Below are 15,214 nucleotides of genomic sequence, written 5' to 3'. Positions count from 1 at the left end.
GCCTCATTCTCTGAAAGAATCCATGAAGAGTTATGAAAAGCTTGAAAAGCTATGGAGGGAGAGGAATCTTTATGAAATTCAAGAAGTTATTCGTCCTTCTGGCAGCCTGCGTCTTTGCGACGTTTGCACTGGCTGGCTGCGGCGGCAGCAACTCGGCATCGTCGGGCAGCGGCTCGAGTGCCAAGGTGCTCAAGGTCGGTTCGTCCATCGACTTTGCGCCGTTCGAGTTCCAGGATGAAGGCCAGAAGGAATACCAGGGCTTCGATATGGACCTGATCCGTGCCATCGGCAAGGAGATGGGCTATGAGGTCGAGATCCAGAACATCGGCTTTGATGGCCTGATCCCGGCTATGCAGGCCAAGAACATCGATGTCATCATCTCGGGCATGACGATCAACGACGAGCGCAAGGAAAATGTGCTCTTCTCTGACCCGTACTACCAGTCCGGCCTGACGATGGTCGTCCGCTCGGATGAGCAGGCCATCAAGAGCTTCCAGGACCTCAAGGGCCACAAGGTCGCTGTCCAGATTGGCACGACGAGCGCTGAGGCTGTCAAGAAGCTCGGCGGCGTAGAGGTTAAGGAACTCAACACGCCGGCTGACTGCTTCATGGAGCTCAAGGGCAACGGTGTCGATGCCGTCGTCAACGACCGCCCGGTCAATGACTACTACATCACGAAGAGCGGCGAGACGGGTGTCAAGGCACTCGAAGAGAAGCTGACGGCTGAGGATTACGGCATCGCCATGGCGAAGGACAACACGGAACTGCAGTCCAAGATCAACGAAGCACTCAAGAAGCTCAAAGAGAACGGCGAGTACGACAAGATCTACGCAAAATGGTTCGGTGGTCAGAAATAATCACGGAACCTGCATAAAGAAACACCACGCTTTCGGCGTGGTGTTTTGCTTTCCTGCTGACAATGCACCGACAATCCGTTGACAGGAACAGGGGCAGGAAATATAATAGTAGACAGGTTTTTCCAATTGATGATGATGAATAATTATGAATCCCAATGGTAAGGTGAAAGCAAATGCAGTTTAACTTCGATTTGGTCGTGAATTCCTTCCCGCTCCTGCTCGTGGGCGCGGGCGTCACGATCAAGATCACAGCCCTCTCGGTAGCCCTCGGTGTGGTCATCGGCCTCTTTGTCGGCATCGCGCGCATCTCGCGCATCAAGATCCTGCGCGTCCTCGCGGCAATCTACGTCGATTTCTTCCGCGGCACGCCGCTCCTCGTGCAGATCTTCCTGGTCTACTTCGCGCTGCCGGTCATCACGGGCCAGCGTGTCGACCCGTTCGTCGCGGCCATCGGCTCCTGCGGCATCAACTCGGGTGCTTACGTGGCGGAGATCTTCCGCGCTGGCATTCAGTCGATTGACAAGGGCCAGATGGAGGCCGGCCGCTCCCTCGGCATGACCTGGGTGCAGACGATGCGCTACATCATCGTGCCGCAGGCTTTCAAGCGCGTCATCCCGCCGCTCGGCAATGAGTTCATCGCCCTGTTGAAGGACTCGTCCCTCGTCTCCGTCATCGGCTTCGAGGAACTCACGCGCCGCGGCCAGCTGATCATCGCTAAGACGTATGGTTCGCTGGAGATCTGGATCAGCGTTGCGGTCATCTACCTGGCCATGACGCTGACGATTTCCCGCTTCGTAGCATATCTGGAGAGGAGATACAAGACGGATGATCGACATTGAGAATCTGAGAAAATCATTTGGCGACGTCGAGGTGCTCAAGGGCATCGACCTCACGATCAAGGAGAAGGAAGTCGTCGTCATCATCGGCCCGTCCGGTTCGGGCAAGAGCACGCTGCTGCGCTGCATGAACTACCTCGAGGAGCCGACGTCCGGCAAGGTCAGCGTCGATGGCATCGTGCTTGACGGCGAGGCCAACATCAACAAGGTGCGCGAGGAAGTTGGCATGGTCTTCCAGCGCTTCAACCTCTTCCCGCACATGACGGTCCTCGACAACATCATGCTGGCGCCAATCAAGGTGCGCCACATCACGAAGGCGGAGGCCGAGGACACGGCGCGCAAGCTGCTCGCGCGCGTCGGCCTGGCCGACAAGGCGGATGCATACCCGAGCCAGCTCTCAGGCGGCCAGCAGCAGCGCGTCGCCATCGCACGCGCTCTGGCGATGAAGCCGAAGGTCATGCTGTTCGATGAGCCGACGTCGGCTCTCGACCCGGAGATGGTCGGCGAGGTACTCGACGTCATGCGCAAGCTCGCCGAAGAGGGCATGACGATGGTCATCGTCACGCACGAGATGGGCTTTGCCCGCGAAGTCGGCGACCGCCTGCTCTTCGTCGATGATGGACGCATCATCGAGCAGGGCGATCCGAAGGAAGTCTTCGAGCATCCGCAGGAGGAACGCACGCGCCTCTTCCTCTCGAAAGTCCTCTGATCTCGGATTCCTATGGTGTGCGATGGCCTTTGGCAACCCCGTCCCATCAAGTTGGAGGGATGATAGTCTTCTCCCAGTACAGTTGTGTTAACAGGGAACAATCTCATTGACAACCTCGTAGCGACTCAGTATAATCGAGAGTGAGTCAGGATGTTTTAGCAACCTGATAGGTTTTCGTTACGCTAGGAGGAATCATTATGGTTGGCAAGGTAAAATGGTTCAGTCCTGAGAAAGGCTACGGCTTCATCGCTCGCGAAGGCGGGGATGATGTTTTCGTTCACTTCTCTGCAATCCAGGACGAAGGGTTCAAGACGCTCAATGAGGGTCAGGATGTCGAGTTCGAGATTGTCGAAGGTGCGCGTGGCCCGCAGGCTGCCAACGTCATCAAGACGGCATAAGAACGGATGAAAAGGAGCCAGGTCCCGGTAAAGGACCTGGCTTTTCTTGTATCCTGGCATGTTCGCCTTCCCTTGCGGCCAGATCCTCAATAAAATAATTCGATTTTCCTGATTTGGAAGAAGGGTTTCCTGCGGCTTTGGCGAATACTATCAATATAAACAGAAGACGTCAGGATGAATGGATTATCTGAAGAAAGTGTAACATCCAGCGCTCTGCTTTACTCGATCACTTGTGCCGTTCGTCGGCATAGAAATAAGAAAGGGGATGTGTCGTATGGCAACATTCACTGTAAGAGGCAAGAACATCGAGATCACTCCTTCCCTGCGTGAGTACGTGGAGAAACGCGTTGGCAAAGTCACGAAATACTTTGAGTCCGTCGGCGACATCAAGGTTCTGCTGACCGTTTCGAAGGGGCGTCACATCGTAGAAGTCACTGTCCCGATCCCCGGTGGCATCCTGCTGCGCGGCGAGGAGTCGACGATGGATATGTACACGTCCATCGACCTTGTCGTCGAGAAACTCGAGCGTCAGATCCATAAACAGAAGACGAAACTCTCGCGCCGCCTGCGTTCCGGTCAGTTTAAGACGGAGGAGCTCAAGTCGAGCCCGCTGCCGGATGTACACGATGAGAGCGATACCTATAAGGTCGTTAAGACGAAACACTTCATCGTCAAGCCGATGGATGTCCAGGAAGCCATCATGGAGATGAACCTCCTGAACCACAATTTCTTCGTTTTCCGCGATTCGGAGACAGAGGCTGTCAATGTTGTCTACCGCCGCAATGATGGCAATTACGGCCTCATTGAGTCGAATAACTGATTGCATGCAGCGAGACTGAAACGAGAGGAGCCTGTTCACAGGCTCCTTTTTCCATGCCATTCACAGAGAGATAAGGACGAATGTACAAGAAAGAGGTGCCTGTCTTGCGATACATCATCATCAATGCCGACGACTTTGGCCGCCATGCGGAGATCAACCGGGCGGTGGAGCAGGGGCTTGTGCATGGCTGCCTGCGCTCGGCGACCGTCATGCCGGGCGGCGCCGCCTTTGCGGGGGCCATCGACATCGCGCGCCGCCACGAAGCGCTCGGGCTCGGTGTGCACTTCACGCTCGTAGACGGCAATCCCATCCTGCCGCCGTCAGAGATCCCTTCGCTCGTGGCAGAGGATGGCCGCTTCCTGCCCGACCACACAGCGCTTTTGAGGCGCTACCTGAAGGGCGGCGTCAACCTCGAAGAGGTGCGCCGGGAACTCGCTGCACAGCTTCGGAAGGTCGAGGCGACGGGCGTGCCCATCTCGCATGTGGACAGCCATCAGCATATGCACACGCTGCCCGGCATCATCGACATCGTGCTGGACCTCGCGGTAAGCGCGCGCATCGGGGCGGTGCGCGCGCCGCGCACGCCGCTCTTTGCCGGTGCGTTCGGCGGCCTCGGGCAGCTTGTCGGACGGCTCGGGCTCAGCACGCTGGCACAGCTCGCCGCCGTTAAGGCGCATCGCCGGGGGCTCGCGGTGACGGAGCACTTTGCGGGCATCGTGGCGGGCGAGGCCGTCAGTGAGGCGGAGCTACTCAAGCTCATCGCGCATCTGCCGCAGGGCACGACGGAGGTCATGATGCATCCGGGCACCTGCAATGAAGTGCTGCAGGAAGACAGCGGATGGCAGCATGACTTTGAAGAAGAGCTGCGCGCCATCACCTCGCCGCGCGTCATGGCGGCCTTGCGGGAAGAAGAGATCGAGCCAGTCAACTTCCGTCATCTCAAAGGCGCGGCGGCGCAAAGGGGAAATTGACTTCTAAAGGTCAGTCTGATAATATTGTAAGGTAGGTTAACTATCGGGGACTGGGCGCGCAAGAGGCGTTCCTATACGCAGTAAGGAGTGATTTGGTTGCTGGGATTCATCAAGAGATTCTTAGGTGACAATAACGATAAAGAGATTGCCCGCTATCGCAAGGTGGTCGAGAAGATTAATGCACTGGAGCCGCAGATGCAGGCTCTCACGGATGACAAGCTGACGGGATACACCAACAAGTTCCGTGAGCGCCTCGCGAATGGTGAGACGCTTGACGATATCCTGCCCGAAGCTTTTGCTGTCGTCCGCGAGGGTTCGCGCCGCGTGCTCGGCATGCGCCACTTCGACGTTCAGCTCATCGGCGGCATGTGCCTGCACGAGGGCAAGATCGCTGAGATGCGCACGGGCGAAGGCAAGACGCTCGTCGCGACGCTGCCGGTCTACCTCAACGCCCTGACGGGCGAGGGTGTCCACATGGTCACGGTCAACGACTACCTGGCCCGCCGCGACAGTGAGGACATGGGCCGCCTCTACCGCTACCTCGGACTGACGGTCGGCCTCGTCGTGCACGACATGGACTTCCCGGAGCGCAAGTTCGCGTATAGCCGCGATGTCACCTTCGGCACGAACAACGAGTTCGGCTTCGACTACCTGCGCGACAACATGGTCATCTACCCGGAGCAGATGGTCCAGCGCAAGCTCCACTACGCCATCGTCGATGAGGTCGACTCGATCCTCATCGACGAGGCGCGCACGCCTCTCATTATCTCGGGCCCTGGCGCCAAGTCGACGGACATGTATGCCGTCATGGCCAAGGCTGTCGCCGGCCTCAAGGAAGGCATCGACTACACGGTCGACGAGAAGCAGAAGACGGTCGCGCCGGCCGACAACACGATCCCGAAGGTCGAGAAGATCCTCGGCATCAACAACCTCTACGCTCCGGAGAACATCGAGCTCTCGCATTGCTTCACGGCAGCGCTGCGCGCCAAGGCCCTGATGAAGCGCGACCGCGACTACGTCGTGCGCAACGGCGAGATCATCATCGTCGATGAATTCACGGGCCGCCTCATGGAGGGCCGCCGCTACTCGGACGGCCTGCACCAGGCCATTGAGGCGAAGGAAGGTGTGAAGATCCAGCGCGAGAGCCAGACGCTCGCGACGATCACATTCCAGAACTACTTCCGCATGTACGACAAGCTCGGCGGCATGACGGGCACGGCCAAGACGGAGGAAGACGAGTTCCTCAAGATCTACAATCTGCCGGTCATCGTCGTGCCGACGAACAAGCCGGTCATCCGCAAGGACTACCCGGACCTCATCTTCAAGACGAAGCGCGCGAAGTACAAAGCTGTAGGACGCGCCGTCACCTCGCTGCACGCGAAGGGGCAGCCGGTACTCATCGGCACGACGTCGATCACGCAGTCGGAAGAGCTCAGCGCCATCCTCAAGAAGAACGGCATCCCGCACAACGTGCTCAACGCGAAATTCCACGAGAAGGAAGCCGAGATCATTGCAGGCGCCGGCCAGAAGGGCGCCGTGACGATTGCGACGAACATGGCAGGCCGCGGTACGGATATCAAGCTCGGCGAGGGCGTGCCGGAACTCGGCGGCCTCTTCATCATCGGCACAGAGCGCCATGAGTCACGCCGCATCGACAACCAGCTGCGCGGCCGCGCCGGCCGTCAGGGCGACCCGGGCGCTTCGCGCTTCTACCTGTCGCTCGAGGATGACCTGCTGCGGCTCTTCGCCTCGGACCGCATCTCGGGCATCATGGACAAGCTCGGCATGGACGAGGACGAACCGATCGAGCACAAGCTCATCACGAACTCTATCGAGCACGCGCAGAAGAAGGTCGAGGCGCGCAACTTCGACATCCGCAAGCACGTCCTCGAGTACGATGACGTCATGAACCAGCAGCGCGAGGTCATGTACGGCGAGCGCCGCAAGATCCTCTTCGGCGAGAACCTGCGCGAGAACATCATGGGCATGGTCAAGCACATCATCCGCGCGGAGATGGACCAGTACGCGAACGCGCAGCTCTACCCGGAGGAGTGGCAGCTCGATGGGCTCATCGAGGACGCGGAGAAGATCTACGCGCCGCAGGGCCGCCTCAAGAAGGAAGAGCTTGCGGCGATGAGCCGCGACGAGCTCCAGGAATGCCTCGAGAAGCTCGCCGAGGAGGGCTACCACAACCGCGAGCTGCTCTTTGGCGAGGAGAACATGCGCGAGCTCGAGAAGGTCGTCATGCTGCGCGTCGTCGACAAGAAGTGGATGGAGCACCTCGACCACATGGATATGCTGCGCGACGGCATCAACCTACGCGCTTACGGTCAGCGCAACCCGCTCGTCGAGTACAAGATCGAGGCGCTCGACATGTTCGAGGAGATGGAAGCCGACATCCAGGACCAGATCGCTTCGCTGATGTACCATGTGAGCATCATCACGCCGGAGCAGCAGCAGGAAGCCACCGCAAAGCAGGCCGCAGCACAGCAGCCTGCTGCACAGGAAGCTCCCGCTTCGGAGCAGGACAAGGCCAAGATGGAAGCGATCATCAAGAAGCAGAAGTCGCAGCTGCAGGATCACCTGCAGAACGCACAGGCTTCGCATGGTGATGAGGTCAGCGCGGCTGAAGTCAAGAAGAAGCCTGTGACGAAGGACGGCAAGAAGGTCGGACGCAACGACCCGTGCCCGTGCGGCAGCGGCAAGAAGTACAAGAACTGCTGCGGCAAAGATGAATGACGATAAATGATAGGGGAATGATGCAATGCAGCGAATGCAGCGCATCGCGATGGATATAGATCACGAAGAGGAAAGGATATTATGCTCGAAGATATCAAACCGCAGCTTGGCGAACTCAAGACGAAGCTGGACCAGATGGGCGAATCGCTCGAGGTCCCGGCGAAGGAAGAGAAGATTGCCGAGCTCGAATACAAGATGGGTGAACCGACGTTCTGGGACGATGCAGAGAAGGCCCAGAAGATCAACCAGGAACTCAATGACGTCAAGATCAGCGTCGACAAGTACAAGAACCTCGTCAGCAAGTTCGAGGATGCCCAGACACTCTGGGAGATGGGCATGGAAGAGCAGGATGAGAGCATGGAAGATGACGTCAAGGCGGAGCTCGCATCTGTTGCTGAAGGCCTCGAGGCTCTGCAGCTTGAGGTCCTGCTCTCCGGCCCGTACGATGCCAACAATGCCATTCTGACGCTGCACGCTGGTGCGGGCGGAACGGAAGCACAGGACTGGACGCAGATGCTCCTGCGCATGTACGGCCGCTGGGCGGAGCGCCACGGCTTCACGGTCGAGACGGCTGACCTGCTGCCGGGCGATGAGGCCGGCGTCAAGAGCGCAACGCTCTTCATCAAGGGCCATAATGCCTACGGCTTCCTCAAGTCGGAGAAGGGCATCCATCGCCTCGTGCGCATCTCTCCGTTTGACGCGCAGGCGCGCCGCCACACGTCGTTCGCGGCCTGCGACATCATGCCGGAGATCGATGACAATGTCGAGGTCAACATCAACATGTCGGATGTCCGCGTCGACACGTACCGCGCGTCGGGCGCTGGCGGCCAGCACATCAACAAAACGTCGTCGGCCGTCCGCATGACGCACGAGCCGACGGGCATCGTCGTGCAGTGCCAGAATGAGCGCTCCCAGCTCCAGAACCGCGAGCAGTGCCTCAAGATGCTGCGCGCGAAGCTCTTTGAGCTCGAGATGGAGAAGAAGGAAGCTGAGCTCGCGAAGCTCGAGGGCGACCAGCAGAAGATCGAGTGGGGCAGCCAGATTCGCTCCTACGTCTTCCAGCCGTACACGATGGTCAAGGACCACCGCACGAACGTCGAGACGGGCAATGTCCAGGCCGTCATGGATGGCGATATCGATATGTTCATCCGCGCCTTCCTCGCAGCGAAAGCGAATCATGAAATCTGAGTCTTGTTTGCAGAGGAGTCAGGAGCAGTGCTTCTGACTCCTTGTTCCATTGGCAGGTGATGAAATTGCGAAAAGCCTTGACTATTACGGGCTTGTTCTTCATAATATTAATCGTGCTCGGAGAGCTCTTGCTGCCGACGGTCGTCGAGAGCGCCCTAGAGAGCAGGCTCTCCCAGAAGTTCTCGACGCCGCATGTCGATGTGGAGCTCTCCGCCTCGCCGCGGCTCATGCTGCTGCTCGGGCGGACGGACAGCCTCTCGGTCACGGTCAAGGATGGCCAGGTCGGCCAGCTGCGCGTCCACGAGATGGCGCTTTCCGGCCGCAAGGCCGTGCTCGACATGAGCTCCTTCACGGCGGGACGGCTCGCGCTCGAGCAGGCCGAGGCACTCGACCTGACGGCCATGTTTGACGAGAACGGCCTGCGCGAAGCGCTGGCCCGCAAGATCAACAAAGCGGACAATGTCGAGGTGCACATCACGGATGACAACGTCCTCGTGACGGCTGATACGAACCTCTTGGGGCACAAGGCGCAGCTCTCGCTCGTCGGCCACATCGTGGCGGATGACGGGACGCTGTACTTCGACACGGACCAGTTCGACATACAGAACTCGCCTTTCGGCACGGCGCGCCTCGGTGATAGTCTCGGGCGCATCGCGCTCGTGAAGCCGGAGCAGCTGCCGCTCAAGATGCGCGTCGTCTCGGTGGACCAGCAGGAGGGCAGTGTCATCGTCCGTGCTGGTGAAGAATAATGGTTTTTGAGATAAGGTGGATTAGATGAAGGGATTCAAGTACAATCGCTGGCTCGTGCTGGTCATCGTGATCGGCCTCCTGGCGGCACTGGCCATCGGCTTCCAGCGCCATGCTGTGGAGCGCGCGAACCGCCAGGTCGACCTCGCCATCGATTACGAGGGACTGCAGGAGCTTGCGCAGCGCGAGGGACTGCCGGAGCGCGTCGTGCTCGAGAAGGCGAAAGAGGCGGGCATCACTTCGCTGGCTGTCTACGAGACAACCTTCAAGAAGCTCAACGACAACGGCAAGGCTGCGGCAATCGACGGCAGCAAGATCCTCGAGAGTTACCATGCTGGGACGCTCGAGGACCCTGCCTGGCGCCAGCTCGTGGCCTCTGGCAAGATTGACGGCAAGGAAGTCTACGTCGTCGGTCACGATCCACAGACCTATCGAGAAGTCAAGGAAGATCTCTTGCGCCGCCTCGGCAGCGACCGCGTGACGGCCCTGCAGGTCGGCGGGGAGGAAGTCCTCGCCGTAAAGGCGCACTACGATTCCTTCCTCAAGATGAACCTCGGCATGCCGACTGACGAGATGAAGGCCGTCAACGATGCGGGCTTCCACGTCCTCGCGCGCCCGAGCAACTACGAGGACTGCACACCGGACGACGTCAAGGCTGTCTTCGCGCGCCTCGATGGCTTCGATGTGTCGGAGATCGTCTTCTCCGGCCAGCAGACGCTCGGTGCGCCGAAGGCCCTGCAGACGACGATCGACGAGATGAAGGCGCGCGGCATCAACCTCGGCCTCATCGAGGCCGTCACCCAGCTGCAGTTCTACAAGCAGGATGGCATGGAGGAGCTCGCGAAGGGGCTCGGCTACGACCACGTCGCCCGCCTCTACTCCATCCCGAAGGATGAGCAGCCGAAGCTCAAGATCGACACGGCTGTCGAGCGCTGGTCCAATACGGACGAGGAGCGCAACATCCGCATCGACCTGTTGCGCATCTACGACAAGCCGTCGCCGAACATGAGCCTCATGGAAACGAACATGAAGTACTTCCAGGAGACGCATGACAAGCTCGTGGCACATGGCTATACGATCGGCAAGGCCGGCACCTTTGCGGTCTACGATGCCTCGAAGGTCCTGCGCGCGCTCGTCATGCTCGGCGTCGCGGCAGCCGTCGTGCTCTATCTCTCGCTCGTGATCCCGCGCCTCAACGCGCGCACGCGCTATCAGTACATCCTCTTCGTCGTCTTCGGTCTCCTCGCGGCTGTGCCGGTCCTCATGGGCAACGGCTCGAAGATCCGCGTCGTCGCGGCGCTCGCCAGCGCGAATGTCTTCCCGGCCATCGCGGTCATCTTCCAGCTCGACCGCGTGCGCGCCTACAAAGAGAAGGAGCGCATCGTGCTGCCGCGCCTCATCGTGACGGCGGTCATCGCGCTCTTTGTGACGGGTGCGCTCTCGTACATCGGCGCGGCGTACCTCTCGGCATCGCTCGCCGATACCCAGTACTTCCTGGAATTCAACATCTTCCGCGGCATCAAGCTGACGTTTGTCCTGCCGCTCATCCTCGTCGGCATTGCCTTCCTGCAGCGCTTCGACATCTTCGATGGGCGCATGGATGACACGGAGGGTGTCGTCGAGCAGCTCAGACGCATCCTCGACATGCCGGTCAAGGTCAAGACGTTGCTCGTCATGCTCGTCGTGCTCGTGGCCGGCGTCGTCTTCGTCGCGCGCAGCGGCCATACGTCGGGCATGCCTGTCTCGCAGACGGAGCTGCGCTTCCGCGCTTTCCTTGAGCAGGCCTTCTACGCGCGCCCGCGCACGAAGGAGCTCATGATCGGCCATCCGGCCTTCATGCTCGCCGCGATGGCGGCGCTGCGCAAATGGCCGACGATGGTGTTCTTCGCACTCGTACTCGTGGCGACCATCGGGCAGGGCTCGATGGTCGAGACGTTCGCGCACATGCGCACGCCGGTCTACATGTCGTTCATGCGCGGCATCGGGGGCATTGTCCTCGGCGCCGGCATCGGCGCTGTCGCGATGATTTTGGTGGAGCTCTGGCAGGCTATCATGGCCAGGGCCGGTAAAAAGGAGAGTAAGGCAGACTGATGGAGAGAAGGATTGTCGTATCGGGCTACTACGGCTCCAAGAATGCTGGCGATGAAGCGATGCTGGCCGCGATGCTGGAGGTCCTCGGTGATCTCGACCCAAAACTTCATATCACGGTGATCTCGGCAAGCCCTGCTGATACGAGTGCGCGCCATGGCGTCGAATCCGTCTCATGGCTCAGCCTTCCTTCTATCGTCAAAGCGCTCTGGCGCGCCGACCTGCTCATCAGCGGCGGCGGCAGCCTGCTGCAGAATGTCACGAGCCGCCGGAGCCTATACTACTATCTCGCCATCATCTTCCTGGCCGTCATCATGCGCAAGAAGGTCATGCTCTACGCACAGGGCATCGGCCCGATCATCGGCGGCCTCGCGGAGTTTGCGATGCGCGTGATCGGCAACCGCGTCGATCTCATCACGGTGCGCGACCAGGGCTCTCTTGCAGAGCTCGCGCGGCTCGGCATCACGAAGCCGAAGATCGAGTGCACGGCGGACCCGGTCCTTGCCATCCATCCGGTCGACAAGGAGGCAGGACGCGCCATCTTCCGGCGCTACCACGCCGATGGCGCGGAACCTGTCGTCGGCATCTCCGTGCGCAACTGGCAGCACGAGACGCGCTTCAAGGATGTCATGGCGGAGGTCGCGGACCGCATCGTGCGCGAGCTCTCGGCCCGCGTCGTCTTCCTTCCCATGCAGTTCCCCGAGGATGTTCATGCGGCGGAATCCATCGCGGAGCGCACACATGAGCCCTGCACAGTGCTCAAGGATGAGTACACGACGAGCGAGTTCCTCTCGCTCGTCGGCAACATGGACCTCATGCTGGCCATCCGCCTGCACGCATTGATATTCGCCGGCGTCATGGGCGTGCCGATGATCGGCGTCTCATATGACCCGAAGATTGACCGCTTCCTCTCCTCAATCGGGGAGAAGCCGGTCGGCAGCCTCGACACCGTCACGGCTGACGAGCTCATGGCCGAGATCCGCCGCAAGTGGAACGACAAGGCGGTGTTCCGCAAGCGCAATGCAGAGCTTCTGGGCAAACTCCGCGATCTGGCGGCACGCAATGCAGAGCTCGCTCTGCAGCTCATAGGACATTGAGAGAAGGGGACTCCTCGCTGAGTCCTCTTTTTCACACCACGATATACACGACAAGAAGGAGAAGCTCATGATCCATATGCGCGACGTCTCGAAAATCTACGAAAATGGAGCGGTGGCTCTCGACCATGTGAACGTCGATATCGAGGCGGGGGATTTCGTATTCATCGTCGGTGCCAGCGGCGCCGGCAAGTCGACGTTCATCAAGATGCTGTTTCGCGAGGAGCTGCCGACGAGTGGCAGCCTCTTCGTCAATGGGCGCGACGTCGTCCACATGAAGCGCAGCGAGGTGCCGTACCTGCGCCGCGGCCTCGGCGTCATCTTCCAGGACTACCGGCTGCTGCCCGACAAGACAGTCTTCGAGAACGTCGCCTTTGCGATGCAGGTCATCGAGGCGCCGCGTCGCCTCATGCAGCGCAATGTCAATGCCGTGCTCGATGTCGTCGGCCTGCGCGACAAGTTCCGCTGCTTCCCCTCGCAGCTCTCAGGCGGCGAGCAGCAGCGCGTCGCGATCGCCCGCGCCATCGTCAACGATCCGGCCATTGTCATCGCCGACGAGCCGACGGGAAATCTCGACCCGGAGACGAGCTGGGACATCATGGACATCTTCAACCGCATCAATCTCGCCGGGACGACCATCGTGATGGCCACGCACGACAAGACCATCGTCGACACGATGCAGCGCCGCGTCATCGCCATCGAGGACGGCCACATCGTGCGCGATGAGGCGAAAGGAGGCTACGGCTATGAGGCTTAAGACGGGAGAGTACTTCATCCAGGAGGTATTCCACTCGCTGCGGCGCAACAACTGGATGACGTTTGCCTCCATCGGCACGGTCGCCGTCTCGCTCTTCGTCCTCGGTGTCTTCCTGATCCTCGTGCTCAACATGAATCGCCTGGCCGGCATGCTCGAGTCGCAGGTGCAGATCAGCGTCTACCTCGAGGACCATCTGACGGACCGCGAGAAGCGCCAAATCGGCTACGACATCGAGTCGCTGCAGGGCATCGACACAGTGACTTATGTCGACCGCGAAGAGGCCAAGGCGCGCCTGGCGGAGCGTCTCGGCGACCAGAAGTACCTGCTCGACGCGCTTTCAGAGGACAACCCGCTGCCCGACGCCTTTGAGGTGACGGTCACGACGCCATCTGTCGTCGAGTCGGCGGCGGAGGCCATCGACTCGCTGCAGGGCGTGGAGGAAGCGAAGTACGGCCAGGATGTCGTCGAGCACCTCTTCGACATCACGCGGCTCATGCGTATCTTCGGTTTCGTCCTCATGGGACTCCTGGGCGGCGCGACGCTCTTCATCATCTCGAATACGATCCGCCTGACCGTCTTTGCACGGCGCAGGGAGATCGCCATCATGAAGTACGTCGGCGCGACGGACTGGTTCATCCGCTGGCCGTTCCTCTTGGAGGGCGTCGTTCTCGGCTGCATCGGCGGCTGTATCGCGGCCGTCGCCCTGCGCAGCTTCTACGCGGCGATGGCGGCCAAGATCTACAGCACACTGGCCTTCTTCCCGCTGATGCCGCAGTACCCGTTCATGAACTATGTGACGCTGGCCATTCTCTTGGCGGGCATTGTCATCGGCGCGATCGGCTCCGTCATCTCGCTCAAACGCTTCCTGCGGGTATGAGGAAGGAGTGTATGGCATGAAGGAACGATACAGCAGAGCCGCATCCCTGATGCTCGCATTCTCTCTGCTGCTCGAGCCGGTCAGTCTGGCGGCGGCCCTTTCCGATGACAAGGGCGGCTATGAGAGCCAGGCGGCGGCCAAGCTGAAGCAGAGCAACGAGCTGCAGAGCAAGATCGACAGCATCTCGGACGAGAAGCGCGTGCTCGACGAGGCAGCCGATGCCGCCATCAAGGAGCACGAGGCGCGCAAAGCGGAGCTCGACGAGACGGACGCGCGCCTCAAGCAGAATGAGGCGGAGCTCGCCTCACTGCAGCAGGACTACGAGGCGAAGCAGGTGCAGCTAGGTCGGCGCGTGCGCGACATCTACATCAACGGGCAGGTCTCGTATCTCGACGTGCTGTTCGGCGCGCATGACTTCCAGGACTTCCTCACGCGCATGGACCTCCTGAAGCGCATCATCCGCCAGGACTACGCGCTCGTGCACGGCGTGCAGGAGGTGAAAGACAGCATCGAGCTCCGGCAGGCCGAACTCTCAAAGGAGCGGATGACGCAGGCCGAGCAGGAGGAGCGGGCGCATCGCGCGCGCGCCGACATGGAGGAGAAAGTCAAGCGGCGCGAGGCGCTCATCGAGCGGCTGCGCACCGATAAGGATCTCATCGACCAGCAGTACGAGGAGCTCATGCGCGCCTCGCGGCAGGTCGGCGAGATGATACGGGAGCGCGGCATGGGCAGTGCGGCACCCTCGGGCAGCGGCGCGATGATCTGGCCGGTGTCCGGCAGCGTGACGAGTGAATTCGGCTGGCGCGTCCACCCGATCACGGGCACGCAGAAGTTCCACAGCGGCGTCGACATCGGGGCCGATTACGGCGTGCCCATCCATGCGGCGCAGAGTGGCACGGTTGAGTACGCGGGCTGGGTTTCCGGCTATGGCAACACTGTCATCATCAATCACGGCGGCGGCATCACGACGCTCTACGGGCACAATCAGTCCCTAGCGGTCAGTGCCGGGCAGAGCGTGAGCCAGGGCCAGGTCATTTCCTACTGCGGTTCGACGGGCAACTCCACGGGGCCGCACTGTCATTTCGAAGTGCGGCAGAACGGCGAGCCCGTCAGCCCGTATTCCTATCTCTAAG

The 15,214-nt window shown here is 60.3% G+C and carries 14 protein-coding genes; all 14 read left to right on the top strand.

What is annotated here, in order from left to right; genetic code table 11:
* Positions 1–71: 71 nt before the first annotated feature.
* The 14 genes from T518_RS01470 (at position 72) to T518_RS01405 (ending at position 15,213) form a co-directional block, all read left to right on the top strand.
* Positions 72–857 (top strand): basic amino acid ABC transporter substrate-binding protein, encoded by a 786-nt coding sequence (locus tag T518_RS01470; RefSeq protein ID WP_036374077.1) that lies wholly within the window; start codon positions 72–74, stop codon positions 855–857.
* A 173-nt stretch (positions 858–1,030) separates the two neighbouring features.
* Complete coding sequence (locus T518_RS01465) at positions 1,031–1,696, top strand: amino acid ABC transporter permease (RefSeq protein WP_036374074.1); 666 nt, start codon at positions 1,031–1,033, stop codon at positions 1,694–1,696.
* Positions 1,683–2,402 carry an amino acid ABC transporter ATP-binding protein gene (locus T518_RS01460; RefSeq protein ID WP_036374071.1) on the top strand — a complete coding sequence of 240 codons (720 nt, stop codon included), beginning with the start codon at positions 1,683–1,685 and terminating at the stop codon, positions 2,400–2,402. The genes T518_RS01465 and T518_RS01460 overlap by 14 nt, the downstream gene beginning before the upstream one ends.
* Positions 2,403–2,599: 197 nt before the next feature.
* A complete protein-coding gene (locus T518_RS01455; protein WP_005841449.1) occupies positions 2,600–2,800 on the top strand; it encodes a cold shock domain-containing protein in 201 nt (66 codons plus the stop codon).
* Between the two features lie 274 nt (positions 2,801–3,074).
* Positions 3,075–3,620 (top strand): ribosome hibernation-promoting factor, HPF/YfiA family, encoded by a 546-nt coding sequence (gene hpf, locus T518_RS01450; protein ID WP_036374065.1) that lies wholly within the window; start codon positions 3,075–3,077, stop codon positions 3,618–3,620.
* Positions 3,621–3,724: 104 nt separating this feature from the next.
* Positions 3,725–4,591, top strand: a complete 867-nt coding sequence (locus T518_RS01445; protein ID WP_036374479.1) for a ChbG/HpnK family deacetylase — start codon at positions 3,725–3,727, stop codon at positions 4,589–4,591.
* A gap of 96 nt (positions 4,592–4,687) precedes the next feature.
* Positions 4,688–7,330, top strand: a complete 2,643-nt coding sequence (secA, locus tag T518_RS01440; protein WP_211248162.1) for a preprotein translocase subunit SecA — start codon at positions 4,688–4,690, stop codon at positions 7,328–7,330.
* An 81-nt stretch (positions 7,331–7,411) separates the two neighbouring features.
* Positions 7,412–8,518, top strand: a complete 1,107-nt coding sequence (gene prfB, locus T518_RS01435) for a peptide chain release factor 2 (protein ID WP_036374059.1) — start codon at positions 7,412–7,414, stop codon at positions 8,516–8,518.
* A 77-nt stretch (positions 8,519–8,595) separates the two neighbouring features.
* Positions 8,596–9,267 (top strand): LmeA family phospholipid-binding protein, encoded by a 672-nt coding sequence (locus T518_RS01430; protein ID WP_162177183.1) that lies wholly within the window; start codon positions 8,596–8,598, stop codon positions 9,265–9,267.
* 25 nt (positions 9,268–9,292) lie between these two features.
* Entirely contained in the window at positions 9,293–11,356 is a 2,064-nt protein-coding gene (locus T518_RS12085) for a DUF5693 family protein (RefSeq protein ID WP_036374053.1), read from the top strand.
* Positions 11,356–12,450: a polysaccharide pyruvyl transferase CsaB gene (csaB, locus tag T518_RS01420; protein ID WP_036374050.1), complete on the top strand. Its 1,095-nt coding sequence runs from the start codon at positions 11,356–11,358 to the stop codon at positions 12,448–12,450. The genes T518_RS12085 and csaB overlap by 1 nt, the downstream gene beginning before the upstream one ends.
* Positions 12,451–12,517: 67 nt before the next feature.
* A complete protein-coding gene (gene ftsE, locus T518_RS01415; protein ID WP_036374047.1) occupies positions 12,518–13,204 on the top strand; it encodes a cell division ATP-binding protein FtsE in 687 nt (228 codons plus the stop codon).
* Positions 13,194–14,081 carry a permease-like cell division protein FtsX gene (ftsX, locus tag T518_RS01410; protein ID WP_036374045.1) on the top strand — a complete coding sequence of 296 codons (888 nt, stop codon included), beginning with the start codon at positions 13,194–13,196 and terminating at the stop codon, positions 14,079–14,081. The genes ftsE and ftsX overlap by 11 nt, the downstream gene beginning before the upstream one ends.
* Before the next feature lie 16 nt (positions 14,082–14,097).
* Positions 14,098–15,213 (top strand): murein hydrolase activator EnvC family protein, encoded by a 1,116-nt coding sequence (locus T518_RS01405; protein WP_036374043.1) that lies wholly within the window; start codon positions 14,098–14,100, stop codon positions 15,211–15,213.
* The last annotated feature ends 1 nt before the right edge of the window (position 15,214 follow it).

It is taken from the genome of Mitsuokella jalaludinii DSM 13811 (genome assembly GCF_000702905.1).
Lineage (GTDB): Bacteria > Bacillota > Negativicutes > Selenomonadales > Selenomonadaceae > Mitsuokella > Mitsuokella jalaludinii.
This window is presented reverse-complemented; position numbering and strand designations above follow the sequence as displayed.

Excerpts from the sequence above, each read along its gene's own strand:
- T518_RS01465 (WP_036374074.1), top strand. The coding sequence starts at position 1,031 with ATGCAGTTTAACTTCGATTTGGTCGTGAATTCCTTCCCGCTCCTGCTC.
- ftsE (WP_036374047.1), top strand. The coding sequence starts at position 12,518 with ATGATCCATATGCGCGACGTCTCGAAAATCTACGAAAATGGAGCGGTG.
- csaB (WP_036374050.1), top strand. The coding sequence starts at position 11,356 with ATGGAGAGAAGGATTGTCGTATCGGGCTACTACGGCTCCAAGAATGCT.
- T518_RS01470 (WP_036374077.1), top strand. The coding sequence starts at position 72 with ATGAAATTCAAGAAGTTATTCGTCCTTCTGGCAGCCTGCGTCTTTGCG.
- prfB (WP_036374059.1), top strand. The coding sequence starts at position 7,412 with ATGCTCGAAGATATCAAACCGCAGCTTGGCGAACTCAAGACGAAGCTG.
- T518_RS01460 (WP_036374071.1), top strand. The coding sequence starts at position 1,683 with ATGATCGACATTGAGAATCTGAGAAAATCATTTGGCGACGTCGAGGTG.
- T518_RS01455 (WP_005841449.1), top strand. The coding sequence starts at position 2,600 with ATGGTTGGCAAGGTAAAATGGTTCAGTCCTGAGAAAGGCTACGGCTTC.
- T518_RS01405 (WP_036374043.1), top strand. The coding sequence starts at position 14,098 with ATGAAGGAACGATACAGCAGAGCCGCATCCCTGATGCTCGCATTCTCT.
- T518_RS12085 (WP_036374053.1), top strand. The coding sequence starts at position 9,293 with ATGAAGGGATTCAAGTACAATCGCTGGCTCGTGCTGGTCATCGTGATC.
- hpf (WP_036374065.1), top strand. The coding sequence starts at position 3,075 with ATGGCAACATTCACTGTAAGAGGCAAGAACATCGAGATCACTCCTTCC.
- ftsX (WP_036374045.1), top strand. The coding sequence starts at position 13,194 with ATGAGGCTTAAGACGGGAGAGTACTTCATCCAGGAGGTATTCCACTCG.